The organism is Paenibacillus rhizosphaerae (assembly GCF_014192015.1).
Taxonomy (GTDB): domain Bacteria; phylum Bacillota; class Bacilli; order Paenibacillales; family Paenibacillaceae; genus Paenibacillus_AQ; species Paenibacillus_AQ rhizosphaerae.
In genome coordinates, this window is record NZ_JACHXJ010000006.1 from 521444 (window position 1) to 547194 (window position 25751).

Consider the following 25751-nt stretch of genomic DNA (forward strand, 5'->3'; position numbering starts at 1 on the left):
TGGATTTTACAATTTAGTAAGAAAAAGGAGGATGATTCATCATGAAGCCAAGCATATCCGTCTTGACCCTGGGTGTAGACGATTTGGAAAGAGCCTTGACCTTTTACCGGGATGGCCTGGGGCTGCCCACGGAAGGCATTATCGGAACAGAGTTCGAGCACGGCGCCGTCGCGTTCTTTGACCTTCAGGCCGGGGTGAAGCTGGCTGTCTGGAAAAGGGAGGACCTCGTCCACGACGCCAACATCAAACGTACGGCCCCCAGCAGTGCGGAGTTTTCGATCGGCCACAACGTCTCCAGCAAGGAAGAGGTCGATCAAGTGATGGAACAGGCGCGTCAGGCGGGAGCTACCATCACCTCACCCGCGCATGATACGTTCTGGGGAGGATACTCCGGTTATTTTCAGGACCCCGACGGGCACCTGTGGGAAGTCGTCTGGAATCCCGCCTGGGAGTTTCCAGTGGAGTAAAGAGAACGGAATTCCAACGCAACAGAAAAGGCTGCCGGGTGAGTCCCTAGCAGCCTTTTCCCCAATTTAAAACGAATCATTCAGTTTTGCTGATAAAATGGCGCTCAAACCAGGCGGTCGCCGCATCAATCTCCAGCTTGCTCAGCTGGTGTCCGTAATTTGCCCAATGCAGCTCTGAATCCGCACCGGCGTCAGACAGCAGCGAATGGAGCTCTTCGGTTTCGCTGATAGAGCATATTGGGTCATTCGTCCCTGCCCCGATAAATACCGGAACGCCGGTTAGGTCAGGCAGCTCCTTCCCGCGCAGCGGAACCATCGGATGCAGCAGAACCGCGCCCTGCAGGGCGTCGCTGTAATGGAACAGCAGGCTTGCGGCAATGTTGGCGCCGTTGGAGAAGCCGACCGCCACCATCCGGTTCCGATCGATAGAATATTGCGCTGCCGCCTCATCCAAAAAGGCCTTCAGCTCATGCGTGCGCGCAACCAAATCTTCCTCGTCGAATACCCCTTCAGCCAGTCTCCGGAAGAAACGCGGCATACCATGCTCCAGGACATTGCCCCGCACACCAAGCACTGAGGCTCCAGGCGCTATCATTTCCGCGATCGGGAGCAAATCCCGCTCATTTCCACCCGTTCCGTGAAGAAGAACCAAAACGGGTGCCTCCGGCCGACTTCCCTGCTGAAAAATATGCTTCATACTCATCATTGTACGCCTCCCAACGCACGGACCTGAATGTCCGGCAAAATATGTTCAATCACTTCACGCTTCGGCTCATACCACTCGGGCAGCATGAGATGTGTACCCAATTCCGCTTCCGGCTCGTCTCGCGCAAACCCTGGCGGATCTGTGGCGATCTCAAACAAAATGCCACCCGGTTCGCGGAAATACACCGCGTTAAAATACTGACGGTCGATGATCTGTGTCGGACGAAGTCCCGCTTCCTCCACCAGACTTCTCCACGCCTCATGCTCGGCAAAGTCCTTGGCACGCCAGGCGATATGATGCACCGTACCGGCACCGCCGGTCCCCCACTCTTCCTGACCGATATTCACGTCGATGATGTTGCCGATGTCGCCGGTGCTGCGGTAACGCATCAAACCTTGGTCTTCGCCGATTTTGGCCAGTCCGAGGATTTCTTCCAGAACCAGCATCGTCTGCTTAGGGTTATTGCTTCCCAAAACAGCTCCGCCAAATCCCTTAATGGCATGCTCTACCGAGACCCCGCTGAAGGACCAACGGCTTGGTGCCCCCCCGGCCCGCTCCACCAATTCAATCTGCAGACCGGAAGGGTCTTTGAATTGAAGGTACGTTTCTCCGAATCTTTCCGTCGTGCCGAACGCCAAACCCAGAGAGCTCAGACGCTGCATCCAGAAATCCAGGCTTCCCGGAGGAACGGCGTACACTGTCGTTTTCACCTGTCCGCTGCCAATGGTGCCTGTCCGGCTACTGTCCCTCGGAAAAAACGTTATAATCGTCCCCGGATTGCCGTGCTCGTTGCCAAAGTACAGATGGTACACGTTTGGCGCATCGAAGTTAATCGTCTTCTTCACCAGTCGAAGTCCGAGCACCCCGGCGTAAAAATCAACGTTCTCCTGGGCGTTGTTCACGAATGCGGTAATGTGGTGGATCCCTGTCGTCTGCAGCATGGTTTGAAACCTCCTCTGTGCTCTCTGAATTTTAAAACTTTTTCTTCGGCGTTTACTACTTCCAAAGCTCATCTGAATTTATTTTAATATTAAGATTTATAAATACATAATATATGATGTTGAGACTTTTGGCAAGGGGGTATTTAAAAAGTGATGGGATGAACAACAAAAGGCGCCCCTTCGGTCGTGAATCGGCCTCGGAACGCCTTGTATCTCAGACCCGGCAAAATGAACCGGGCAACCTCTCTAGCGAAACATCTTTATTTCCCGCTCTTCCCTAACGCCTTGGCGGCGATGTCCGTGCGGTTCTGCTTGCCCTCGAAGGTAATCTTCTCGGCCTGCGCATACGCCTTGGCGCGGGCTTCGGCGATGTCGGCCCCCAGGCCGACGACGCCCAGCACGCGGCCGCCGCTTGTGACGAACTCGCCCTGCTCGTTCTTTGCGGTTCCCGCATGGAACACGAGGGCATCGGCCGCGTCGACCTGATCCAGCCCCTGAATTGGCAGTCCCTTCGGATACGAAGCGGGATAGCCGCCCGAAGCGAGCACGACGCACACGGCGGCCTCATCGCTCCACTCGATGTCGATATCGGCCAGTGTGCCGTTCACGGCCGCCAGAAAAATGTCGAGCAGATCCGTCTTCAGCCGCGGCAGCACGACCTGGGTCTCCGGGTCGCCGAAGCGGGCGTTGAACTCGATCGTGGTCGGGGTGCCGTCCGGCTGGATCATCAGCCCGGCGAAGAGCACGCCGCGGAACGGCCGGCCTTCGGCCACCATCGCTTTGGCGGTCGGCTTGATGATGTTTTCGACAGCGGCCTCAATGATGGCCGGATCCACATGCGGCAGCGGCGAATAGGTGCCCATGCCGCCCGTGTTCGGACCCTTGTCTCCGTCAAACACCGGCTTATGGTCCTGCGCAGCCGCCATCGGCCGCACCGTCTCACCGTCGACAAAGGACAAAATCGACATTTCCTGCCCCTGCAGAAACTGCTCGATGACGACCTGAGCGCCGGATTCGCCGAATACTTTGGCGACCATGATGTCGTGGAGCGCTTTTTCCGCTTCCTCCATCGTAAACGCCACGGTGACGCCCTTCCCTGCGGCAAGCCCGTCCGCCTTAATGACGATCGGTGCCTGCTGTGACTGCAAATAAGCGGATGCTTCCTCGTAATTGTCGAATTTGCGGTAAGCCGCCGTAGGAATGTTGTATTTATGCAGCAGGTCCTTCATGAACGTTTTGCTGCCCTCAATTTCAGCCGCCTTGCGGTTGGGCCCGAATACCGGAATATTTTTCGCCTCAAAAGCATCCACAATGCCGTCTGCGAGCGGATCGTCCGGTCCGACGACGACCAATCCCACTTCTTTCGTCAAAGCAAAGTCCGTCAGCTTGTCGAATTCATTGACCTGAATCGGCACGCATTCGGCGATCTGCCCGATCCCCGCATTTCCCGGGGCACAGTAGATCCGTCCCGCCTTCGGGCTCTTATGCAGCGCCCATACGATGGCATGCTCGCGGCCCCCGCCGCCAATCACCAAAATATCCATGTCCGCCTCCCGTTTCTTCGTTTATGCGTATTAATTTATCATCAGAAACCTATAACATTAGCGTCATCCTACCGCCAAAATACGATGTCGACACCCTTTATAGCAGACAGCCGCGTTCAGCGGAGATTTTGAAGACGGGAAGTCTTACCCCAAACCTCTGAAACGCGGCTATCTCAGCCCTTTTCACTTTTCAATGCATGACGGCAGTTAATTTACAAATGACGGTAGTGACTTTACCCCAGCCGGGAATGCGAAATCCTGGCTTAGTGTTTAAAATGTCTCACGCCCGTAAACACCATCGCAATGCCGTGTTCGTTCGCGACTTTGATAGATTCCTCGTCTCTGACGGAACCGCCTGGCTGAATGACCGCCGTGATCCCGGCTTTGGCCGCCAGCTCCAGTGTATCGCCCATCGGGAAAAATGCATCGGAAGCGAGCACCGCTCCCTTGGCTTTGCCGCCGGCCTGCTCGATGGCGATTTTGGCGGAGCCGACGCGGTTCATCTGGCCCGCACCCACGCCAACGGTCATGTTGTCCGCGGCCAGCACGATCGCGTTGGACTTCACATGCTTCACAACCTTCCAGCCGAACAACAGCTGCTTCAGCTCCTCTTCCGACGGCGCACGGTCCGTTACCACTTTCAGATCGGCTTCGTCCAGCGAATGCACATCGCTTTCCTGCACGATCATGCCGCCGTCGATCGACGTGACGACAAATTGGCTGGTCCGTTCCTTGGCGGAGCCGAATTCGCCCATTTTCAGCAGACGGATGTTCTTCTTCTTCGTCAAAATTTCGAGTGCCTCATCGGTGAAGCCCGGTGCCAGCACGATTTCCAGGAAAATTTCGCTGAGCAGCTCCGCGGTATCGCTGTCGATGATGCGGTTAGCCGCGACGATGCCGCCGAAAATGGAAGTCGGGTCCGCGCTGTAAGCTTTTTTATAAGCTTCCAAAACGCTTTCGCCCGTGCCTACGCCGCAAGGATTCATATGCTTGACCGCTACGACAGCCGGCTCGTCGAATTCTTTGACGATCTGCAGCGCCGCGTTGGCGTCGTTGATGTTGTTGTACGACAATTCCTTGCCGTGCAGCTGCTCGGCAGTCGTGATGGTTCCGGATGGAGCGAGCGGTTTGCGGTAGAACGCCGCCTTCTGGTGCGGATTTTCGCCATAGCGAAGGTCCTGGATCTTCTCGTAAGTGACCGTCAAACGCTCAGGAAGAGGATCGCCTGTGACGTTCGACAAATAATCGGAAATGAGAGCATCGTATGCGCCGGTGTGGCGGAAAACTTTGGCTGCAAGCCGTTTGCGCGTCTCCAAGGTCGTATCTCCGTTCTCGCGGATTTCCGCAAGCACGGTGCCGTAGTCTGCCGAATCGACAACCACGCTGACAAACGCATGATTTTTGGCTGCCGAACGAAGCATGGTCGGACCGCCGATGTCGATATTTTCGATCGCATCTTCATAAGTGACGTCCGGTTTGGCAATCGTCTCCTGGAACGGATACAGGTTTACGACCACCAAATCGATGTAGTCCAGGCCCAGCTCTTTCATCTGCTGCTGATGCTCTTCGCTGTCACGGACAGCCAGAAGGCCGCTGTGTACCGCCGGATGAAGCGTCTTAACGCGTCCATCCAAAATTTCCGGAAACCCGGTTACTTCGGAAATGCCGATGACCGGCACGCCTTCCTGTGCCAGCAGGCTTTTGGTGCCCCCTGTCGAAATAATTTCCACGCCCAATGCAGACAGCTCGCGGCAAAAATCCACGATGCCCTTCTTATCCGATACGCTGACCAGCGCTCTTTTAATACTCACGATATGCTCCTCCTTTATGTGTAAAAACGATAACTTTCGCTCGAAGCTCATTTATTTCCCGAGAAATATCGAAAAGATTCCCCGGCATCCGCCGGAAGCGGGCCGAGCCGACAAAACCGTCAAATCCCTCCACAAAGCGCACTTTTTGCCCGATAACGGCCGAGGACCTTGCGGAAACTCCGAAATTTATCATTTAAAACGAAAAAGCCGCTGACAGCCGCCGCCATTCGTGTCGGAACCGCGGCAGTTGTCCTTTATCCCCTTACCCTATCTCTATATCTTTTTGTGTTGTCACCACTCCAACCAATCACGTCAAGGCATTATCCCTTAAGCAGCGTGGCTTTCCTGCCCTCCAGCTTCACTCTACCCTGGGCAAAAAGAGCAACGACCTGCGGGTACAGCTCCTGTTCCACGGCATGCACCGCCTGCGCAAAGGACTCCTCCGTCTCATGCTCGGCCACCTCGATCGCCCGCTGGGCGATAATCGGCCCGGTATCCATGCCCCCGTCCACAAAATGCACGGTCACGCCGCTCAGCTTGACGCCGTAGTCCAGCGCTTGCCCGATCGCGTTCGTCCCGGGAAATGCCGGGAGCAGCGACGGATGAATGTTAATCAGGCGTCCCGCATATTTGTCGACGATCACGGAAGTCAGCAGACGCATGTAACCTGCCAGCACGACCAGATCGATCTCCAGCTCCTCGAGCTTGGCGACGATTTCCGCCTCATATTCCTCGCGCGATCCGTACTGTTTGGGAACAAACAGATGCGCGGGAATGCCAAGGCGCTCCGCCCGGCCGACGACAGGGGCCGCCGGTTTGTCGCATACGAGCAGCTCCACCGTCGCGCCGCCGAGCCTTCCCTCAGCGGACGCTTCGGCCAATGCCTGAAAATTGCTTCCCGTTCCGGAAGCAAACACAGCAATCCGGTAGCCGCTCATTAAACATCGGCTCCCGTAAAGGTCACAACCGACTCGCCCGGCGTTACCGACCCGATGATATATGCTTCCTCGCCGCTCGCCTTGAGCAGCTCCAGCGCCTGCTGCGCATCGCCTTCGCTGACGACAAGGACAAGCCCGATGCCCATGTTGAATGTGGTGAACATATCGCGGTTGGCAATGCTGCCCTTGCTCTGCATCAGCTCAAAGATCGGCAGGATCGGCCAGGAACCGTAACGGATGTCCACGTTAACGTTCGCAGGCAGCATGCGCGGAATGTTCTCGATGAATCCGCCGCCGGTGATGTGCGCCATCCCTTTCACGTTGACCTTTTCCAGCAGAGCCAGCAGAGGCTTCACATAGATCTTGGTCGGTGTCAGCAGGACGTCGCCCAGCTTGCCGCCCAGTTCAGGGATTTCATCGTGCAGGCTGTAGCCGGACTGTTCAAGCAGCAGCCTGCGCACCAAGGAGAAGCCGTTGCTGTGCACACCGCTCGCCGCAATGCCGATGACTGTATCTCCAGGAGCGATGGACGCACCGTTGATAATTTTGCTCTTATCGACAACGCCGACTGTAAAGCCCGCGATATCGTATTCGCCTTCGGCGTACATGCCGGGCATCTCGGCGGTTTCTCCGCCGATCAGCGCGCAGCCGGACTGATGGCAGCCTTCGGCGATGCCGGCCACGATCGCTTCGATCTTCTCCGGCACGACCTTGTCGCATGCCAAGTAGTCTAGGAAAAACAGCGGCTCTGCCCCCTGCACCACGATGTCGTTGACGCACATGGCCACCGCATCGATCCCGATCGTGTCATGGCGGTCCATGGCGAAGGCGATTTTCAGCTTGGTGCCGACCCCGTCCGTTCCGGAAACGAGCACGGGCTCCTCATATTTGTCCTTGTTCAGGCCGAACAGCGCCCCGAAACCGCCAAGATCCGTCATCACTTCCGGACGGAACGTCCGCTTCACGTGCTTCTTCATCCGTTCTACCGCTTCATTCCCTGCCGCGATATCCACACCGGCATTTTTATAAGCCTCAGACACTCCCACGACACTCCTTTATCGTATGCTCCGCCTGTATTTTAAGCGGGTAAAGTATTCATAGCCTGAATTCATCCACGGGAAAATCAAACTTTCGGCCCGGCAATGCCATCGGCGATCAGTAATCGCACAGCATTCCAAGACCATTAGCAGCTGCAGCCAAACTTCTCTTCACCGTTAAAATCCAGATTCGTCGGATAATCGTTGTCGAAACAAGCCAGGCACAGCCCGCCCTTGTAATCATCCGCATTGTTGCCGGCGATCGCGGTGATCAGACCCTCCGGGCTAAGAAACGCCAGTGAATCGGCGTTAATTTCCCGGCAGATTTCTTCCACCGACTTGCTTGAGGCGATCAATTCGCGCCGGTCCGGCGTGTCGATGCCGTAAAAGCACGGATTTTTAAAAGGCGGCGACGTAATCCGCACATGCACTTCGAGCGCCCCGGCGTCGCGAAGCAGGTTCACGATCCGGCGGGAGGTCGTGCCGCGGACGATCGAATCGTCGATCATGACGACACGCTGTCCCTCGACCACGCGCCGCACGGCGCTGAGCTTCATCTTGACGCCCTGCTCGCGCAGCTCCTGGCTCGGCTGGATAAAGGTGCGGCCCGTATATTTGTTTTTGATAAGTCCCATCTCGTACGGGATTCCCGTCTGCTCCGCGTAACCAATCGCCGCGGAAATACTGGAATCCGGTACCCCGGTTACGATGTCGGCGTCGACAAACGATTCGATCGCCATCCGGCTGCCCATCCGCTTGCGGGCGGCGTGCTGGTTCGAGCCGTTCATGTCGCTGTCCGGGCGGGCAAAATAGATGTACTCCATCGCGCACAGCGATTTGCGGTGCTTTTTCTCCTCGAACCGGTCTTCATGAAGCCCGTCTTTGTCGAGAATAAGCAGCTCGCCCGGCTCGATGTCGCGGATCAGCTCCGCTCCGATCGTCTCGAGCGCGCAGGTCTCGGAGGCGAAAATATATGCATCCCCGAGCTTGCCCATGGTTAGCGGCCGCAGCCCGTGCGGATCCGACGCGACCAGCAATCGGTCATTCGTCATGATCAGAAACGCGTAGCCGCCGACGATGCGGTTGAACGCGTCTTTGGCCGCAGAGACGAAATCTTTGGGTGAACGCGCGATCAGATGCGCGATAACCTCCGTGTCGCTCGTCGTCTGGAAGATCGACCCGCCTTCCTCCAGCTCGCGCCGGATTTGCGGGGCGTTCACGATGTTGCCGTTGGTCGCCACGGCCAGGTCGCCGTCGCGGTACTTGAACACCAGCGGCTGCGCGTTCGTCAGCTTGCTGTCGCCGCTCGTCGAATAGCGCACGTGGCCGATGGAGATGTCCCCGGTCAGGGAAGCCATCATGTCTTTGTCGAATACCTCTTTGACGAGACCCATGCCGCGGTGGTAGTGAAACTCTTTGCGGTCACTGACACACATTCCCGCGCTTTCCTCCCCGCGGTGCTGCAGGGCATGCAGCCCGTAGTAGGACAAAGAAGCGGCGTCCGGGTGTCCATAGACCCCGAACACGCCGCATTCTTCTTTTAATTTGTCGAACAGCCCATCTTTGCCCGAGCCTTCGTTATAGTAGTCTCCCGTCCACAGCGTTTGCGGTGTTACTTCATGAGACATGGAATCGCATCCTCCCAGACCTGCTTCAAGCCTCCTACACTTTCGTTCACGGCCGAAGCACCGTTGATGTCAACCACCAGACTGCCGCCTTCCACGATGCCGATTTCGGTAACCGGCACGCCTTGACCTTCAATATAAGCTTTCAGCTGCTCTGCCTTGTCCCGGGATGCCGAGAGCAGGATGCGGGATTGGGATTCGCTGAACAGAGCCAGGTCCGGACGCAGGTCCGTTTCGACATGCACCTGTGCGCCCAGCGAACCGCTGATGCAGGACTCGGCCAGCGCCACCGCGAGGCCGCCCTCGGACAGGTCGTGCGCCGACTGTACGAGTCCTTGCTGGATCGCACCCAGCACGGAAGACAGCAGTTTTTTCTCCGTGTCCAGGTCGAGCACCGGAGGACGTCCTTCCGTTGCCCCATGAACGACGTATTGGAACTCGCTGCCGCCCAGCTCCGCTTTCGTGTCGCCGAGCAGGAAGATGACGTCGCCTTCTTGTTTGAAGCCTTGTGTCGTAATATGATCCGTATCATGCACCAGACCGACCATGCCGACGACCGGCGTCGGGTAGATCGCTCCGCTGGCGTTTTCATTGTACAAGCTGACGTTACCGCCGATAACCGGCGTATCCAGCACGCGGCAGGCTTCGGCCATGCCGTCCACCGCACGCTCCATCTGCCAGAAAATATCCGGCTTCTCCGGACTGCCGAAGTTCAGGTTGTCCGTGATCGCCAGCGGCTCGGCGCCGGAGCAAACGATGTTCCGCGCGGCTTCGCTGACTGCGATGCGGCCGCCGACTTCCGGATCGAGATACACGTAGCGCCCGTTGCAGTCGGTCGTCATCGCGAGGCCTTTGCGCGTGCCTTGGATCGTAACCACTGCCGCGTCGGACCCTGGACGGACCGCCGTGCTCGTGCGGACCATGTAATCGTACTGATTGTATACCCAGGCTTTGCTGGCGACCGTCGGGGAAGCCAAAACCTGCTTCAGAGCGCCGCCCAGGTCTTTCACTTCTTCGTAGCGAAGCGTATCGACGCCGGCGTTTGCTTCATAATAAGCAGGCACGCTCGACGGCTTGTTGTATACCGGGCACTCGTCGACGAGTGCAGTCACCGGCATGTCGCCGACCACTTCGCCGTGGTGGAACAGCTTCAGGCGGCCGTCGTCGGTCACTTTGCCGACCTTTGCGCAGATCACGCCCCAGCGCTCGAAAATTTCCATCGCCTGCGCTTCGTCCTTCGGCTCGACAACGAACAGCATGCGTTCCTGAGATTCGGAGAGCATCATTTCGTACGGCGTCATGCCTTCTTCACGCTGCGGCACCTGGTCGAGGTACAGCTCCAGGCCGTTGCCCGCCTTGCTCGCCATCTCCGCGCTGGAACAGGTCAAGCCGGCTGCGCCCATGTCCTGAATGCCAAGCACGATCCCGGAATCGATCAGTTCCAGGGTCGACTCCATCACCAGCTTCTCCATGAACGGGTCGCCGACCTGAACGGCCGTCTTCTTCGCTTCCGACTCTTCACTGAGCTCAACCGAAGCAAATGTCGCGCCATGAATGCCGTCGCGGCCGGTCGGAGGACCTACATAAAAGACCGGATTGCCTACACCTTTTGCCACGCCGCGCTGAATTTTGTCGTGGTCGATCAGACCAACGCACATGGCGTTGACCAGCGGATTGCCGTCGTAGCTGTTGTCGAACATCACTTCGCCGGCCACCGTCGGAATGCCGATGCAGTTGCCGTATCCGGCGATGCCGGCCACGACATGCTCGAACAGATACTTCACGCGGTCGCTTTCAAGCTTGCCGAAGCGCAGCGAGTTGAGCAGCGCCACAGGTCTTGCGCCCATCGAGAAAATGTCGCGGATGATGCCGCCCACGCCGGTCGCGGCGCCTTGGTAAGGCTCCACCGCGGAAGGATGGTTATGGCTTTCGATTTTGAACACGACCGCCTGGTTGTCGCCGATGTCGACAATGCCCGCGCCTTCGCCCGGTCCCATCAGGACCCGCGGACCGCTGGTCGGGAAGCGGCGCAGCAGCGGCTTCGAATTTTTGTATGCACAGTGCTCAGACCACATGACGCTGAACACGCCGATTTCGGTATAGTTCGGCTGACGTCCCATAAAGGAGCAGATCAGCTCGTATTCACTGTCCGATACCCCAAACTGCTGATAGATTTTCTGTTCCGCAATCTGTGCTGCGGTCGGTTCCTTAGCGGACACTTGCTGCGCCATGGGTATCCCTCCAAGCCTTCAAAATGGATGTAAACATACGCTTGCCGTCCTCAGAGCCGAGCAGGGAGTTCACTGCGCGTTCCGGGTGCGGCATCATGCCGACGACGTTGCCGCGCTCATTGCAGATGCCGGCGATATCCAGAACGGAGCCGTTTGGATTGCTGCTGTAAGTGAAGACGATTTGGTTATTTTCCTGAAGACGCGCGAGCGTCTCTTCATCACAATAGTAATTCCCTTCGCCGTGGGCGATCGGAATGACAATTTCTTCATTTTCGCTAAAGTCGGTCGTAAACGGCGTGCGGTTGTTCGCCACCTTCAGCACCGTGTCATGACAGAGGAACTTCATGGACGTGTTGCGCAGCAGCGCGCCAGGCAGCAGCCCCGCTTCCGTCAAGATTTGGAATCCATTGCAAATGCCGAGAATGTATTTGCCTTGCTCTGCGGCCTTGGCCACTTCACTCATGACTGGAGCAAACCGCGAGATGGCCCCGCAGCGAAGGTAGTCGCCGTAAGAGAAACCGCCGGGAACCAGAATGCAGTCGTAAGCGGACAGGTCCGTTGCCGTATGCCAGACGTAGTCGACAGGCTCCCCGAGTGTTTCCTCTACCGCCTTGTAGCAGTCGATATCACAGTTGGAGCCGGGAAAGACGAGAACTGCAAATTTCATGGATGTTAGCCCTCCAATTCGTATCGGTAATCCTCGACCACCGTATTCGCCAGAAGCTTTTCACACATGGCCTTGACGCGTTGTTCCGCCTCAGCACGGTCATTCGTGTCCAGCTGAAGCTCCATGTATTTCCCGATGCGAAGGCTCGACACTTCCTCGAATCCCATCGAATGAAGCGCTCCCTGCACCGCAACCCCCTGCGGATCGAGTACGCCCTGCTTAATAGTGACATAGACCGTAGCTTTCATCATGTTCTTCTAGTTCCTCCTCTAGGAATGAGTGAATAAGTGAATGAATCCTTTCAGGCCTGCATTTTTGGCTAAAATCGTCTAAAGCCCAAGTTCTTTACTATAGCGGAATCTATCTTAAACGCGCTTCGTCAGCCGTTCGTAAATATCCACGTATCTGCGGGTCGTTTCGATCACTACCGACTGCGGCAGCGGATCCGGCTGGCTGTTCTTATCCCATGGAGTTGAGGCCAGGTAGGATCGCACCGGCTCCTTATCCATGCTGTCGATCTCGATGTCCAGCGCGTAGTTTTCCTTCGCCCAGAAGCGGGAGGAGTCCGGCGTGAAAATCTCGTCGATCAGAATCACCTTGCCGTCCAGTACGCCGAATTCGAACTTGCAATCCGCCAAAATGATGCCGCGCTCATCGCAGTATCGCCGCGCAAAGTCGTACAGCTTCAGGCTTTTCTCCTGCAGCTCCAGCGCCAGCTCCGCGCCGATCAGCTCCTTCATGCGCTCCATGGAGATGTCCTCGTCATGGCCGACATCGTTCTTGGCCGCCGGCGTGAAGATCGGCTCCGGAAACGCCTCGTTCTTGCGGATGCCTTCCGGCAGCTTGATGCCGTTCACTTCGCCGCTGGCCTGGTACTGTCTCCAGCCGCCGCCGGTAATATAACCGCGCACGACGCACTCCATGTCGATTCGCTCGGCTTTGCGAACGACCATAATCCGGTCCTTCAAGAGCTCTTTGTTCTTCGCCACGGCGCCCAGGCGATCGACGTCGGTATGGACAACATGGTTGTCCATGAAGTCCTTCGTCTCTTCGAACCAGAACGCGCTCAGCTTGTTCAGCACGTTGCCCTTCTCGGGCACCGGCGGCTCCAGCACATAGTCAAAAGCGGATATGCGGTCGGTGACCACGATCAGCACATGCTCCCCCAAATCGTAAAGCTCCCGCACCTTGCCCTTGTACAGCAGCGGCGCGTCTACCAGTTCCACCGCGGTCGATACAGCCGGTGATGTCATGCGAATCCTCCCCATTTTCTGGGCTCAACACTCGAAAATCCCCTCGCCGTCAGCGAGGCAGCCGCTGCAGTTACGGATCGTTCCGCCGATCGTTATTATCTCCAAATTTCTTGTTCGGTCGCTCTTAAATAACGGTTGAAATTCGGAGACAAAGGCGAACGCTGCCGCTTCTTGCGGATCGATTCCGCCCCTTTCGCTGCAATCGCTGAAGATGTGCCTGATGTTGAGTCCATCATTCTCTTAAGCCTCTAATACGGGTTACTCACGATTAACTTCAAACCGAACGCTCTTATATCAAGCCAAGCTTCTTGAAAATCGTATCCACGTGCTTCAAATGCCACGACGGATTAAACGCATCTTCGATCTCTTCCGGGCTGAGCGCCTCCGTAATTTCCGGCGTCGCTTCCACAATGTCGCGGAACTGGCGCTGCTCTTCCCACGCCTGCATCGCCCGCGGCTGCACGGTATCGTAAGCCTGCTCGCGGCTGAAGCCTTTGTCGATCAGCTTCGTCATGACGCGGCCGGAGAATGGCACGCCATAGGTACGGGCCATGTTGCGCTTCATATTTTCCGGGAACACGGTCAGGTTCTTCACGATGTTGCCGAAGCGATTCAGCATATAGTTCAGCAGCATGGTCGCATCCGGCAGGATGATCCGCTCCACGGAGGAGTGCGAAATATCGCGCTCGTGCCAGAGTGCCACGTCCTCATAAGCGGTCACCATGTGGCCGCGGATGACGCGCGAGAGGCCCGAGATGTTCTCGCAGCCGATCGGGTTGCGCTTGTGCGGCATTGCCGACGAGCCCTTCTGGCCTTTGGCGAAGGCTTCTTCAACCTCGCGCACTTCGCTCTTCTGGAGCGCGCGGATTTCCGTCGCGAACTTGTCGAGCGACGTCGCGATCAGCGCCAGCGTTGCCATGTATTCGGCATGGCGGTCACGCTGCAGCGTCTGCGTGGAGATCGGGGCCGGGCTCGTGCCGAGCTTCTTGCAGACGAACTCTTCCACGAACGGGTCAATGTTGGCATAGGTGCCGACCGCGCCGGAAATTTTACCGAACTGGACGCCGTTCGCCGCATGGCGGAAACGCTCCAGGTTACGCTTCATTTCCTCATACCAGAGGGCCATCTTCAGGCCGAAGGTCGTCGGCTCGGCATGAACGCCATGCGTACGTCCCATCATCGGCGTGTCTTTGTAAGCCACAGCCTTATCTTTCAGAATCTCGATGAAGTTCAAGATATCCTTCTCCAAAATCTCGTTTGCTTGGCGGAGCAGGTATCCGAGCGCCGTATCCACCACGTCGGTGGAAGTGAGTCCGTAATGCACCCATTTACGCTCCTGTCCAAGACTCTCCGAAACGGCGCGGGTAAAGGCGATGACGTCATGGCGAGTTTCCTGCTCAATTTCGTAGATCCGGTCGATGTCGAACTTGGCGTTCTCACGAAGCAGCTTCGTGTCTTCCTTCGGGATGACGCCCAGCTCAGCCCAAGCCTCGCATGCGCACAGCTCTACTTCCAGCCATGCCTTGAATTTATTTTCTTCGGTCCAGATGGCCCGCATTTCCGGTCTGCTGTAACGTTCGATCATAAATTATCCTTGCCTCCAGATGTTAGTTTGTTCAACCCAGTCGAGACCATCCTGCACGTCTTTGCACAGCAGGTTGATATGTCCCATTTTACGGTCTTTCTTCACTTCGCTCTTGCCGTATAAATGAAGCTTCGGCACCACGCCGTATTCGGTGACGGCGATGCTCGGTCTGCCGCTGGCGCGGATCACCTGATCCAGATGCTGGCCGAGCACGTTGACCATGACGACCGGGGTCAGCAGCGTCGTATCGCCAAGCGGCATGTTGCACACAGCACGGACATGCTGCTCGAACTGCGAGGTGGCGCAGGCCTCCATCGTGTAGTGGCCGGAGTTGTGCGGACGCGGCGCCAGCTCGTTCACGTACAGCTGACCGTCCTTCGTCACGAACATCTCCACGGCCAGCAGGCCGACCGCACCCAAGTGCTCCACGAGCTGCTCCGCCAGCTTGCGTGCTTCCCGCTGAACCTGCTCCTCGACTCTCGCCGGGACGATCGACAGGTGCAAAATATTGTTCACATGAATATTTTCTGCCACCGGGAAGCTTTTTACTTCTCCTTTTGGACTTCGGGCGGCAATAACTGAAATTTCGCATTGAAAATCAACGAATTTCTCCAGTACCAGCTCGCGGCCGGTGGCTGCCAGTTCTTCGTATGCCGCCTCGAGCTGATCTTCCGAACGGAGAACGATCTGGCCTTTGCCGTCGTAACCTCCGGTGGCGGTCTTCATCACGCCGGGAAGACCAAGCTCGGCAGCTGCCTCTCTGAGGCTCTCCAGGCTCGTAATTTCGCGGTACGGCGCCACGGGTACGCCCGCAGCTTCGATCGCCCGCTTCTCCCGGAGGCGGTGCTGCGTCGTATAGAGCAGCGAGCTTCCTTGGGGCACGCTGGATTCCTTCTCCAGCAGCGCGGCCACTTCCGCGTCGACATTTTCGAATTCGTACGTGATGACATCCGACGCCGCCGCTAACCGGCGGGCCGCGTCAACGTCGTCGTAAGCCGCTTCAATCTGTCCCGCGACCTGCCCACAGGGCGAATCCTGCGTCGGATCGAGTGTGATGAAGCGGTACCCCATGGCGGTTCCGGCCAGCGCCATCATCCGTCCCAGCTGGCCGCCGCCCAGAACACCGATCGTGGAACCAGGGAGCCATGTCTGCTGCGATGCCTGATTGCTGCTCATAGCGAATCACTGCTTTCCAGCACTTCGTCGCGGATTGCATCTCTTCGTAATTGCACCCGTGCTTGAACCTCGCTGTCATAGGCCCCGATGATTTGCGCGGCCAGGAGGCCCGCATTCGTGGCGCCCGCCTTGCCGATGGCTACCGTCGCGACCGGAATGCCACCCGGCATCTGGACGATCGACAGAAGCGAATCCAGGCCGTTCAGCGCCTTGGACTGCACAGGCACGCCGATGACCGGCAGCGTCGTCTTGGACGCTACCATGCCCGGCAAATGCGCGGCACCGCCGGCTCCGGCGATGATGACCTTGAGTCCGCGCTCCGCCGCCTGCTCCGCAAAGGCGAACATCAGGTCCGGCGTCCGGTGTGCGGACACAACCTTTTTCTCATACGGAATTTGCAGTTCGTCCAGGACGAGACATGCATGCTGCATCGTTTCCCAATCCGATTTGCTGCCCATAATGACAGCGACCGCTGCTGACATGTTTCAACCCACTTTCCAAAAGTTTTTTATTCATTCGGGGAAAGACCTAAAAAGGCCCGGTGCCCGAGAAATACGTTGACTTTCAGGATACCGGACCGGGTAAGGAATACCGCTGCCGCAAACGCAGCAAGGAGGGAAGCCTTTCCGTCCATCGGAACCGGCGACTCCTCGGCAGTACTCCTTCGTAGTCCGGACATTTACGGTATCCGGGTAGAAACTTCCGGGCCATATCCCCGGCTTTATACGAGATCAATTCATTCAATTATTGGTTCATTCCCTTAACCATCCAGCGATGGTTCTTTGCCTCTTCCAAATCCCTTAAGGCTTTACACCTAACAGTTTAACAATCCCCTACACAACATGTCAACTAAAACACGAACAATTAAAAGAGTGTAAAATCGAATGTTCGGATTTTGCCATCGATCATTCCTAAAACAAAACCAGTGCACCCCATATTCGGGGCACACTGGCTTATAATCCCATCATTTATTTGACGACTAGCACCGGAATGGTCGCATGCTGCACGACGTTGTGGCTGACGCTGCCGAGGACGAATTCGCGGATTCCGCCCAGGCCGCGGCTGCCGATGACGATCAGGTCGTTGCCTTTTTCCTTGGCGTATTCCAGAATGACTTCCGCAGGTCCGCCCTGGATCATCTCCGCATTGCAGGCGACGCCTTCGCCGTCGAGGCGCGTCTTCACTTCAGCGACCGTCTGTTCAGCGAGTTCATAGAAGTCCTGGTTGACGGACGCCGGAATCGGAGCCATGCCTTCACCGATGTATACGCGCGGGAAATCAAAGACGTGTACGACGTCGATCACCGCGTCAGGGGCCGCTTTCGCCAGTTCGATGGCACGTTCAAGAGCCTTATTGGAAGCTTTGGAACCATCATAAGCTAAAAGAATTTTGGAAAATAACATGATGACGCACCTGCGCTTTCTCTGTATGAAGTGTGAATTGAGATGTTATTAAACCGAATTAGCAAGAAATGAAACCATTTTGTACCATCAAGCCGTAAAACGGGAAATCAACTCATGAAAAAAGCGTACAAAACCGCATTAACGAACAGCAGCAGCGGTATCCCGACCCGAAAGCTCAGATGCCTGGTCTTGTGGCGTTTGCGGTACATGGCGATCAGTACGCCCAGCGCACCGCCGATGGCGGCAAGCAGAAAGAGCGTTCTTTCCGGCACACGGTCGCGCCTGTTCCTTGCCCTTCTTTTATCCTCGGACATGATCAGGTAACCTACCGCGTTGATAAAAATAAACCAGATCAAGAGCGCCGTCCTCACTTACGCTACCACCCCCGTTCTACTGCATACTTCTATTATAAAACTTTACTAGCCAAGAGACAAACAGCCAGGCATCCGTCTTCCAGCATTCCCAGCAAAAACGCCTTCCTGGCGGAGTTTTCCTAAGCAATGATAGAACAAGATCCGTGTCTCCGGCGTAAATGACGGCCTCCTCTCGTTTAAGAGAATCCAGTGAATTAGCTAGATTTCTCTTCGTCGGCGAGAGGAGACAGGTTTAATGCATGCTCTGGCCGATCATCCAGAACATGCCACCTGGGTCTATCAGTCCGTTAACCGTTCTTCTTCTCCATCGCCGCTTTGAGCAGTTCCCCGAGGTTCGAGCCGATCGGCTCCTGCTTCTTGGCGTACTGCTGAACCAGCTTACGCTCCTCGCGCTTGTTCACATGCTTGCTGTCCTTGTTGACCGTCTCCGTAATGCCGCAGGACAGGCACTGCACATACAGGCCGGCTTTGCCTTCCTTCATCTCCATCTTCTTGTGGCACTGCGGGCAGCGGCGGTTCGACAGACGCTTCTCGTCCGAACGGCGGTAGCCGCAGTCCTCGCTCGGGCAGACGAGCATCTTGCCGCGCTTGCCCTTCTTCTCCAGCAGTCGGGTCCCGCAGTCCGGACAGTGGCTGTTCGAGACGTTATGCGGCTTGTAATCCGCCGAACTGTTCTTCACGCCGGCCACCAGATCCTTGGACATGCCGCGGATTCCCTTCAGGAACGGCTCCGGCTGCCCCTGGCCGCGGGCGATCTTCTCCAGCTCGGCTTCCCACTTGGCCGTCAGCTGCGGCGTCCGCAGCTCCGGCGCGACGAGTCCGATCAGCTGCTTGCCTTTGCCCGTCGGATGCAGCGCGTTCCCCTGGCGCTCAATCGTATCAGAGTTTACCAGCTTCTCGATAATGTCCGCGCGCGTCGCCGGGGTACCGAGGCCATGCTTCTCCATCTGGGACAGCAGCGCTGCTTCGGTATAGCGCTTCGGCGGCAAAGTCCGGCCGCCCTGCATAATGACCCGCTGCACCCTGACGGCTTCGCCCTCGTTCAGCACCGGAAGCTGGGCTCCGCTCTCTTCGGCGTCGCCGTCAGCCGACGAATCCTCGTCCGATTCGTCCGACACGTCGCCGCCGTATACCTCGCGCCAGCCGCTCTCCTTGATCGTCGTTCCTTTCACATGAAGGGCCTCGCCTTCCACGTCGATCGTCACCGCAACCGCGTCGTACCGTGCCGGCGGGTAGAACAGGCTGATGAAGCGCCGGACGATCAAGTCGTACAGCTTGCGTTCTTCAGTGTTCAGTTGGTTCAATAGCACGGTCTCTTCCGTCGGGATGATCGCGTGGTGATCGCTGACTTTCGAATCGTCCACGACGCGTTTGGTTATATTCAAATTTTTCCGCAGCAGCGGACGCGCCAGGGAAGCATACGGCCCGATGGCAACGCTCTCCAGGCGTTCCTTCAGCGTGCCGGTCATATCCGACGTCAGATAGCGGCTGTCGGTCCGGGGATAGGTGACGAGCTTGTGCTGCTCATACAAGCGCTGAAGCACGTTGGACGTCTGCTTCGCGGAGAAGCCGAACCGGCGGTTCGCATCGCGCTGCAGCTCGGTCAGGTCGTAAGCGAGCGGATGAGGCTCGACCTTCTCCGTCTTCTTCACCTTGACGATCCGGCCGGACGATCCGTCCAGCTTGCGCTTCAAGGCTTCGGCCGCGCTCTTGTCGAAAATGCGGGCATCACCGTTGTTCCCACGCCACACCGCGGCAAATCCGCCGAAGTCGGCCTTGATGGTGTCGTATTCCTCCGACCGGAAATTCACGATTTCATTTTCCCGGTCCATGATCATGCCCAGTGTCGGGGTCTGCACCCGTCCTGCGGAGAGCTGCGCCCCGAATTTGACGGTGAGCGCCCGCGTCACGTTCAGGCCGATCATCCAGTCGGCTTCAGCCCGGCAGCGCGCGGATTCGTACAGCCGGTCGAACTGGTTCCCCGGCTTCAGCGAAGCAAAGCCTTCCTTGATCGCCTTGTCCGTCTGCGAGGAAATCCAGAGCCGCTTGAACGGCTTGTTCCATTTTCCCATCTTCATGATCCACCGGGCGAGAAGCTCCCCTTCCCGCGCGGCGTCCGTCGCCACAATCAACTCACCGACGTCCTGGCGGCGGAGCTGCTGCTGCACGACCTTGAACTGCTGGGCGGATTCACGCAGCACCTTCAGCTTCATCGATTCCGGCAGGATCGGCAGATCCTCCAGGTTCCAGGTTGCGTACTTATTGTCGTAATCCTCGGGCTCTGCGAGTCCGACCAAATGGCCCAGCGCCCACGTGACAATATATTTCGGACCTTCGATATATCCTTTATGCTTGTCGCGGCTTCCCATGACGCGCGCAATTTCGCGGGCCACGGAAGGCTTTTCGGCTAATATCAATGATTTCATGACGTACCACCCTTTCTTTCCGTCCTATTATAACATTGAATCCGGCAGCGGATGCAAAAGGCGGGTAACCCCGTTTTATCCTATCGCCTATGCAAAAGAAAATCCCCCAGCGGAACCTCGGCGAAAGCCGAAGATGCCACTGAAGGACCTGGGGTGGTGCGGTGATTGCCTAATCCTGTTCCTGTTTCGGAATTTGGTTCAGGCTCGGCGGAAATTTAGTAGCTTTATCCGGATGCAGTGCGGTGTACTCCTGTTTCCGGCTCGCTCTGTTTGGCAGGTTGCTGTCCTTGACCGGTTTACGATGCGGCATGCTTATCCCCCCTTATCTTTAACAATCCCCCGTTCGAGACGGAATTATCCATGGGACCATGGGATGCCTTCTTCGTTTAGTTCGTTTCTTTCAATAGAAGATACGCGTCAAAATAATGCGACCCGTCTTCCGCTTGTCCGCTCACGTATATCCGGCCGCCGGACGGCTCAGACCTTTTTATCACCATTTCATCCCCGAGCCGGGCCTCGTGATGATACGTGATCCGAAAACCCGCATACGAATAACCCATAAGCTCTTCCTTGGTCAGCGTATCCATACACAGATCGGCATAACGGGAATTGTTCAGATGCAGATTGGCATCAATCCCGCTGTAACGGACCACAGAGCGGTACGAATCATGAAGCGGCATGTCCTCAGGTATGGTTACTTTGTCCGGTGCTTCGCCGGCCGAATCCTCTTCATTAATGTAGACGTCAAAAGGAAATTTGGACGGCCGCAGCATTCTTCGTTTCTGGATGTCCACAAGCGCCCAAATGCTGCAGGCTTCGCCGAGAATCTCCCCGCCGCTGCCATAAATCATGAAGTCCCGCTGCCACAAGGCCCCTCTCGGGCCTTTGTTCCAGGTCTCGATGTGGATTGTCTCCAGCGCCTGCGGCATCCGGTTGATGCGCAGATCCATTGTGATCAGCATCCAGCCCATGCCTGCTTCGATCATCTGGTCCCTCGTCGCCCCAAGCTGCTCCAGATCGGCGTCGGCCGTTCTCTGTGCCAAAGACAGCAGCACCGACAGCCGCGCTTCGGATTTAAAATCGATATCGTTGGAATGGATTAAGTAGGTTTCAGTCCACTTGTTGCCCATGCTATGCGCTCTCTCCTCTTTTTCCGTTAAAAATATCATCTCGCCCATTCATCCGCTGCAAAAAAGCCCTATCTTTCATCGGCTGCGCCCTTTTCCCTGTATGTATAAGAAGCAGCGTAACGTTCATCCTAAGGCCACAACATCGCCGGAATTTAAGTGAATGTTAAGAAATTCGTGACCATAATGTTAAGGGTTTCGGTTTATAATGCTATACATCAAGCATACTCCTAGTTTCCACAATATTCAAAGAGGTGTGAATACCGTAATGTCCAGAGAAGCGATCCTGCTCGTCGATGACGAGAAAGAAATTATCGAACTGATTGAAATTTATTTAAAAAATGAAGGATACACCTTATATAAAGCATCCAACGGCCTGGAGGCGCTCGAAGCGCTGCGCAGCCATCCGATCGACCTCATCATCCTTGATGTCATGATGCCCCAAATGGACGGGATCCAAGCCTGCATGAAAATCCGGGAAAAGAACAACACCCCCATCATCATGCTGTCAGCCAAAAGCCAGGATATCGATAAAATTTCCGGCCTGAGCATCGGCGCCGACGATTACGTCACCAAGCCGTTCAATCCACTGGAGCTGGTCGCCCGCGTCAAATCGCAGCTGCGCCGGTACAAGCTGTTAAATTACCGCGATACCACGGCGGAAGACGAGATCGTGATCGACGACTTGGTGATCAATACCGCCACGCATACGGTGACCGTCGGGGAGCAGGAAGTGAAGCTGACGCCCCGCGAGTTCGACATTTTGAAGCTGTTGGCCGTCAATCAGGGCAATGCACCTGTCGAGTACACCATGCTGATGGTACAGGCCGATCACGATCCGATCGCGGCCCTGCCGTCCCTGCCTGATTTAAATCCGATCGAGTCCATCATCCGCGGTACCTTTGCCGATTCGACGCGCGTGTCCGAATACGACGGCACGGTCGGAACGGAAGCGGAGTGCCTGCCGCTCACCGACAACACCACAGATCCTTTTCAGCAGGGGATGGACGGGATGCAGGACAGCGTTGCCATCAACTCCGGCAATTACGGCGTCCTGTATAAAATCATTCTGAACCACGTCGGCCGGACACACTCATCGCCTTCAATCCGCGCGGCGGAAGGTATTTCGGCTCGGCGAGGGTGAACGACCGGGTTATCGAGATCAAGCACGGCGACGGTTCGCAGGATAGCGCCACTGTGCTGTACCGGACACAGGACCGGGAGGAGAAGGTGGAACTCTGGCTGTCCCCGGCCGCCGGCAGCAACCTGCCGTTTTCCCTGCTATTTCTCCCCGTGTCGGAGAAATAAAAAAGACCCGCAAAGCGTTTGGAGCGCTTTCCGGGTCTTTTTCGGCGGATCAGGCTGTAGTTCGGGTCGCAAACTACATATTTTTGTGAATAGTCCCCGTATCCGGCGGCCCGCCTGAAGCTGCACTTACCACAGCTTTCGTATCCGTCCGAATCCACCAAAAAGCCAGCGCCCCTGCAGCTAAAGCCGCATACGCCGCCAAGCGGAATCCGCCTGCGAGCCCCCAAGCCGAGCTAATCCAACCGGCGATAAACGGGCCCATAAACATGCCGACCGCGTAGACCGCCTGGTAAAACCCCATCGCCGTTGCCCGTTTGGACGGCTCAATGTGGGCCACCGACTTGCCCAAAAGAAGCGGAAAGACCAGTCCTTGAGCCAGCCCATTAAATATTTGGGTTACGCACAGCCAGCCAAAATTCGGCGCCACCGGGATGCAAAACGTAAAAACGGCCGTTCCCACATACCCTACAGTTAACACAGCCCTTTCTCCAAAACGGTTAACGAGCGTCCGTCCGGCAAACAGCGTTGCCGCCGCATGCGGCAGCATGAAAGACAGCGTCAGCCAGGCCAGGTCGTTTTTGCTTGCTCCTAAGTCCAATGCTTGATTCGGCGTATATCCAAACATCGTGATGAACAGAACGCAGTGCGCCAGGATCGACAGAAAAGAAACCCGAAACAGCGTCCGGTCACGCATAACCGGTGCCAAATCCTGAAGCGACATCGGAGTGCGCCCCGGATCCGGCTCCTTTTCCCGCAAAAACAAAGCAAGTACAAGAGCGGCCACCGCGACGATACCTCCAAGCCAAAATGGCAGCTGCCAGTTCCAGCGCTCCACTAAATACCCGCTGACGAGCATACTCGTCAATTGGGCGGCCACAGTGGTGAACTGCATCATGCTCATTGCCCGGGTTACCTCATGTTTCGGGAAAAAGCCTGAGAACGCGACGGTGAACACCACCCAGGTCGACGCGGCGATCCCTGCCATCGCTCTCGCCGCCAGCGCCCAGCCCAACTGTCCGAACGCAGCAAACATCAGCCCACTAAGCGCGCTGGCGGCCAACCCCAGCCAAATAAATGGACGGCGCTTTTCCATAAAGTCCGATAAAATACCGAGCGGCAGCCTGAACAGAATCTGCATCAAACCGTAGGAACCGAGAACGATGCCCAGATATGTATAGGATGCCCCCAAATGCTCGATATAAGGCGACAAAATCGGAACATAAATATAAGACGAGAACCAGTACAGGAAAACAACGGAGATAAACAGCACGACCTGCCTCCGGGAAAAGGAATCGTCCTTAGTTTGAGGTTGCTCTATTTCGTCCAAAGGTTCCGATGCACCAGGGGCAACAGTTCCATTAGAAACCAGAGGTTCGGTTGAACCCATTTCGTCAAGTCGCCGGGGTTCCTCTTTTTGAGTGTTCAATCCGTCACCAGCCTTTCGTTCTTAGGAGTTTCTCCAAGCATAGGAGTTTCTACGAGCTTTGGAAGTCTGGAAAATATAGATAGTCATCAATTAACTAGAAAGCCATATAGGTCTGATTTTTTTATATGTTCACCCCTTCGGTATTGCGTGACATTACGTAACACAACTATTAGGAGCACCAAATCGGACAAGGACATGCCATAATTGCTTAATGTGCTGTAAAGTTTCATCGTATGATCCCCAATCCTGCCACGCTTCGGGTTGATTATGCAGCGATGCCGCTGCCAAACCCAATACTGCCGCGTCAATCCGCCCTTTTTCGTTCCCAAACCTTTGGTCGATCCTGCGTGCAAGCGGCTGCATCGCAGGTCCCCGAAAATCACTTGGTACCGATTCGGCCTCCAGCTGGTAACCAGCATGCCAACCAAGCCGCAAACCATATTTATAGCAGGTCTCTTCCAACAGGTTGCCCGTTGGCGTGCCTCTGAAAGAGGGATCAGCAATCAGGGCCTCGGCGTCATTCGCCAAATCCACCACAGCATGAACCTGAGCTTCAATGTAGTCATCGAGTGATCGTCCCATAGCCTCCGGTATAAACTCCTTGGATCTGGAGTTCAGCTTTTGAAGCAGCTCTACCAGCAGCGCTGCGCTGATGTGATCCGAACCAAGAACCTCCTGTGTGCTGACAGCCGTCTCAAATAAGGATGCCAACAGTGGAGAAAAAACGTCGATCGTTCCTTTTCGCTCCGGACCCGTAAAGCTATCCCCAAACGTAAAGGTGCAGCGTTCCGACACATGCGGGCGAAGGACCAGGTGGCACGAACCGAACCGGGGTGACGCACCGTCCGCATAATTCATCAGGTTAAGCCCACCATACTTCGGCCGTTCCTCCTTGGTTACACCGGGCGCCTGGTACGATTTCCCAAATAAATGCTCTTCCCAGCGGTCCCGATCGCCACCGGCAAATGCCGTTCGGCTCCCGTTGGAGATCGAGGTCTCAAACTGTCCCCGGTACACCCCATCCTGAAACAGTCCCTCAACCACCGAACGGCCGGTAACGAGCAGACGATCGGGATGAAAATTGAGCGTAACCCGTGCAAAACGGCGAATGTGATCAATGAGCAAGTCAACATCAATAGCGCTAAGTCCTTCTCCAGCCAAAATCCGGTCAATTACACTGTGGGAAAGGCACTGCACTTCCAAAGCTTCCGTACGTACATACTGTACAGCTCGAGCTTGTGCTTCGGTCAAACTTACTCCTCCTTTATCGATCCCGGAGCTATCATACGAAGAGCCCTCGGCATGAATTTATCAACTTATGTACATGTGAATAACATTTTGACAAACATCAACTCAATATCACCACATGAATCATTTATGCCATAAAGCACCCTCCAATTGTGAGTACTGGGGATGAAACTGTGAATATGGGAATATAATTTATGATTATAAAGCAAATGAGGCGGAGATGGTTCTCTTTTTTTGTGCATAACCTTTGGAAAATCGATCAGGGAATATGGATTTGTGGATGAACGGACAAAACGGAGGTGTTGTCCACAATGGGGATAAGAAACAAAAAAACCACCGTTGATATACATCAACAGTGGTCCTTCGCTTGGCAACGTCCTACTCTCCCAGGACCCTTCGGTCCAAGTACCATCGGCGCTGGAGGGCTTAACGGTCGTGTTCGGGATGGGTACGCGTGG

24 protein-coding genes, 1 rRNA gene, 1 pseudogene and 1 riboswitch are annotated in these 25751 nt (G+C 56.1%); of the genes and pseudogenes, 3 read left to right on the top strand and 23 right to left on the bottom strand.

Features of this window, described 5'->3' with window-relative positions:
- Positions 1-41: 41 nt before the first annotated feature.
- On the top strand, positions 42-467 hold the full coding sequence (locus FHS19_RS30040) for a VOC family protein (protein ID WP_183586210.1): 426 nt from the start codon (positions 42-44) through the stop codon (positions 465-467).
- A 76-nt stretch (positions 468-543) separates the two neighbouring features.
- Here FHS19_RS30040 and FHS19_RS30045 read toward each other — a convergent pair whose 3' ends face one another.
- The 20 genes from FHS19_RS30045 to FHS19_RS30140 form a co-directional block, all read right to left on the bottom strand.
- Positions 544-1170: an alpha/beta hydrolase gene (locus tag FHS19_RS30045; RefSeq protein ID WP_183586346.1), complete on the bottom strand. Its 627-nt coding sequence runs from the start codon at positions 1168-1170 to the stop codon at positions 544-546.
- On the bottom strand, positions 1170-2114 hold the full coding sequence (locus FHS19_RS30050; RefSeq protein WP_183586212.1) for a ring-cleaving dioxygenase: 945 nt from the start codon (positions 2112-2114) through the stop codon (positions 1170-1172). The genes FHS19_RS30045 and FHS19_RS30050 overlap by 1 nt, the downstream gene beginning before the upstream one ends.
- A gap of 260 nt (positions 2115-2374) precedes the next feature.
- Positions 2375-3658: a phosphoribosylamine--glycine ligase gene (gene purD / locus FHS19_RS30055; protein WP_183586214.1), complete on the bottom strand. Its 1284-nt coding sequence runs from the start codon at positions 3656-3658 to the stop codon at positions 2375-2377.
- Positions 3659-3921: 263 nt separating this feature from the next.
- Entirely contained in the window at positions 3922-5469 is a 1548-nt protein-coding gene (gene purH / locus FHS19_RS30060; protein WP_183586216.1) for a bifunctional phosphoribosylaminoimidazolecarboxamide formyltransferase/IMP cyclohydrolase, read from the bottom strand.
- A 320-nt stretch (positions 5470-5789) separates the two neighbouring features.
- Entirely contained in the window at positions 5790-6407 is a 618-nt protein-coding gene (gene purN, locus FHS19_RS30065) for a phosphoribosylglycinamide formyltransferase (protein ID WP_183586218.1), read from the bottom strand.
- Positions 6407-7447, bottom strand: a complete 1041-nt coding sequence (gene purM / locus FHS19_RS30070) for a phosphoribosylformylglycinamidine cyclo-ligase (RefSeq protein ID WP_183586220.1) — start codon at positions 7445-7447, stop codon at positions 6407-6409. Before purM ends, purN begins: the two co-directional genes overlap by 1 nt.
- Before the next feature lie 143 nt (positions 7448-7590).
- Positions 7591-9072, bottom strand: coding sequence for an amidophosphoribosyltransferase (gene purF / locus FHS19_RS30075; protein WP_183586222.1), 1482 nt, complete (start codon positions 9070-9072; stop codon positions 7591-7593).
- Positions 9057-11300: a phosphoribosylformylglycinamidine synthase subunit PurL gene (purL, locus tag FHS19_RS30080; protein ID WP_183586224.1), complete on the bottom strand. Its 2244-nt coding sequence runs from the start codon at positions 11298-11300 to the stop codon at positions 9057-9059. Before purL ends, purF begins: the two co-directional genes overlap by 16 nt.
- Positions 11278-11967, bottom strand: a complete 690-nt coding sequence (gene purQ / locus FHS19_RS30085; RefSeq protein WP_183586226.1) for a phosphoribosylformylglycinamidine synthase subunit PurQ — start codon at positions 11965-11967, stop codon at positions 11278-11280. Before purQ ends, purL begins: the two co-directional genes overlap by 23 nt.
- Before the next feature lie 5 nt (positions 11968-11972).
- Positions 11973-12218: a phosphoribosylformylglycinamidine synthase subunit PurS gene (gene purS / locus FHS19_RS30090; protein WP_076176812.1), complete on the bottom strand. Its 246-nt coding sequence runs from the start codon at positions 12216-12218 to the stop codon at positions 11973-11975.
- A gap of 114 nt (positions 12219-12332) precedes the next feature.
- Positions 12333-13220, bottom strand: coding sequence for a phosphoribosylaminoimidazolesuccinocarboxamide synthase (locus FHS19_RS30095; protein WP_183586228.1), 888 nt, complete (start codon positions 13218-13220; stop codon positions 12333-12335).
- A gap of 95 nt (positions 13221-13315) precedes the next feature.
- Positions 13316-13456 carry a hypothetical protein gene (locus tag FHS19_RS30100; protein WP_183586230.1) on the bottom strand — a complete coding sequence of 47 codons (141 nt, stop codon included), beginning with the start codon at positions 13454-13456 and terminating at the stop codon, positions 13316-13318.
- A gap of 53 nt (positions 13457-13509) precedes the next feature.
- Entirely contained in the window at positions 13510-14805 is a 1296-nt protein-coding gene (gene purB, locus FHS19_RS30105; RefSeq protein ID WP_145028302.1) for an adenylosuccinate lyase, read from the bottom strand.
- Positions 14806-14808: 3 nt separating this feature from the next.
- Complete coding sequence (gene purK / locus FHS19_RS30110) at positions 14809-15981, bottom strand: 5-(carboxyamino)imidazole ribonucleotide synthase (protein ID WP_183586232.1); 1173 nt, start codon at positions 15979-15981, stop codon at positions 14809-14811.
- Positions 15978-16463, bottom strand: coding sequence for a 5-(carboxyamino)imidazole ribonucleotide mutase (purE, locus tag FHS19_RS30115; RefSeq protein WP_183586234.1), 486 nt, complete (start codon positions 16461-16463; stop codon positions 15978-15980). Before purE ends, purK begins: the two co-directional genes overlap by 4 nt.
- A gap of 165 nt (positions 16464-16628) precedes the next feature.
- Positions 16629-16730: riboswitch (purine riboswitch) on the bottom strand.
- Positions 16731-16949: 219 nt separating this feature from the next.
- Complete coding sequence (locus FHS19_RS30120; protein ID WP_183586236.1) at positions 16950-17384, bottom strand: universal stress protein; 435 nt, start codon at positions 17382-17384, stop codon at positions 16950-16952.
- A 107-nt stretch (positions 17385-17491) separates the two neighbouring features.
- Positions 17492-17755 (bottom strand): DUF1294 domain-containing protein, encoded by a 264-nt coding sequence (locus FHS19_RS30125; protein WP_076176818.1) that lies wholly within the window; start codon positions 17753-17755, stop codon positions 17492-17494.
- Positions 17756-18045: 290 nt separating this feature from the next.
- Entirely contained in the window at positions 18046-20184 is a 2139-nt protein-coding gene (locus FHS19_RS30130) for a DNA topoisomerase III (protein WP_183586238.1), read from the bottom strand.
- A 169-nt stretch (positions 20185-20353) separates the two neighbouring features.
- Complete coding sequence (locus FHS19_RS30135) at positions 20354-20494, bottom strand: hypothetical protein (protein ID WP_183586240.1); 141 nt, start codon at positions 20492-20494, stop codon at positions 20354-20356.
- Between the two features lie 76 nt (positions 20495-20570).
- Positions 20571-21314, bottom strand: coding sequence for an acyl-[acyl-carrier-protein] thioesterase (locus FHS19_RS30140; RefSeq protein WP_183586242.1), 744 nt, complete (start codon positions 21312-21314; stop codon positions 20571-20573).
- Between the two features lie 265 nt (positions 21315-21579).
- Here FHS19_RS30140 and FHS19_RS30145 point away from each other — a divergent pair.
- Positions 21580-22101 (top strand): annotated as a pseudogene (locus FHS19_RS30145) (response regulator transcription factor); the annotation flags it as partial.
- Between the two features lie 350 nt (positions 22102-22451).
- A complete protein-coding gene (locus tag FHS19_RS30150; protein WP_183586244.1) occupies positions 22452-22619 on the top strand; it encodes a hypothetical protein in 168 nt (55 codons plus the stop codon).
- Positions 22620-22692: 73 nt separating this feature from the next.
- On the opposite strand, the gene FHS19_RS30155 is transcribed toward FHS19_RS30150, so the two are convergent.
- From FHS19_RS30155 to rrf, 3 genes are all read right to left on the bottom strand, one after another.
- Positions 22693-23889, bottom strand: coding sequence for an MFS transporter (locus FHS19_RS30155; RefSeq protein WP_312887372.1), 1197 nt, complete (start codon positions 23887-23889; stop codon positions 22693-22695).
- Positions 23890-24198: 309 nt separating this feature from the next.
- Positions 24199-25296, bottom strand: coding sequence for a DUF3626 domain-containing protein (locus FHS19_RS30160; RefSeq protein ID WP_221224146.1), 1098 nt, complete (start codon positions 25294-25296; stop codon positions 24199-24201).
- A 362-nt stretch (positions 25297-25658) separates the two neighbouring features.
- Positions 25659-25751 (bottom strand): 5S ribosomal RNA (gene rrf / locus FHS19_RS30165); the annotation flags it as partial.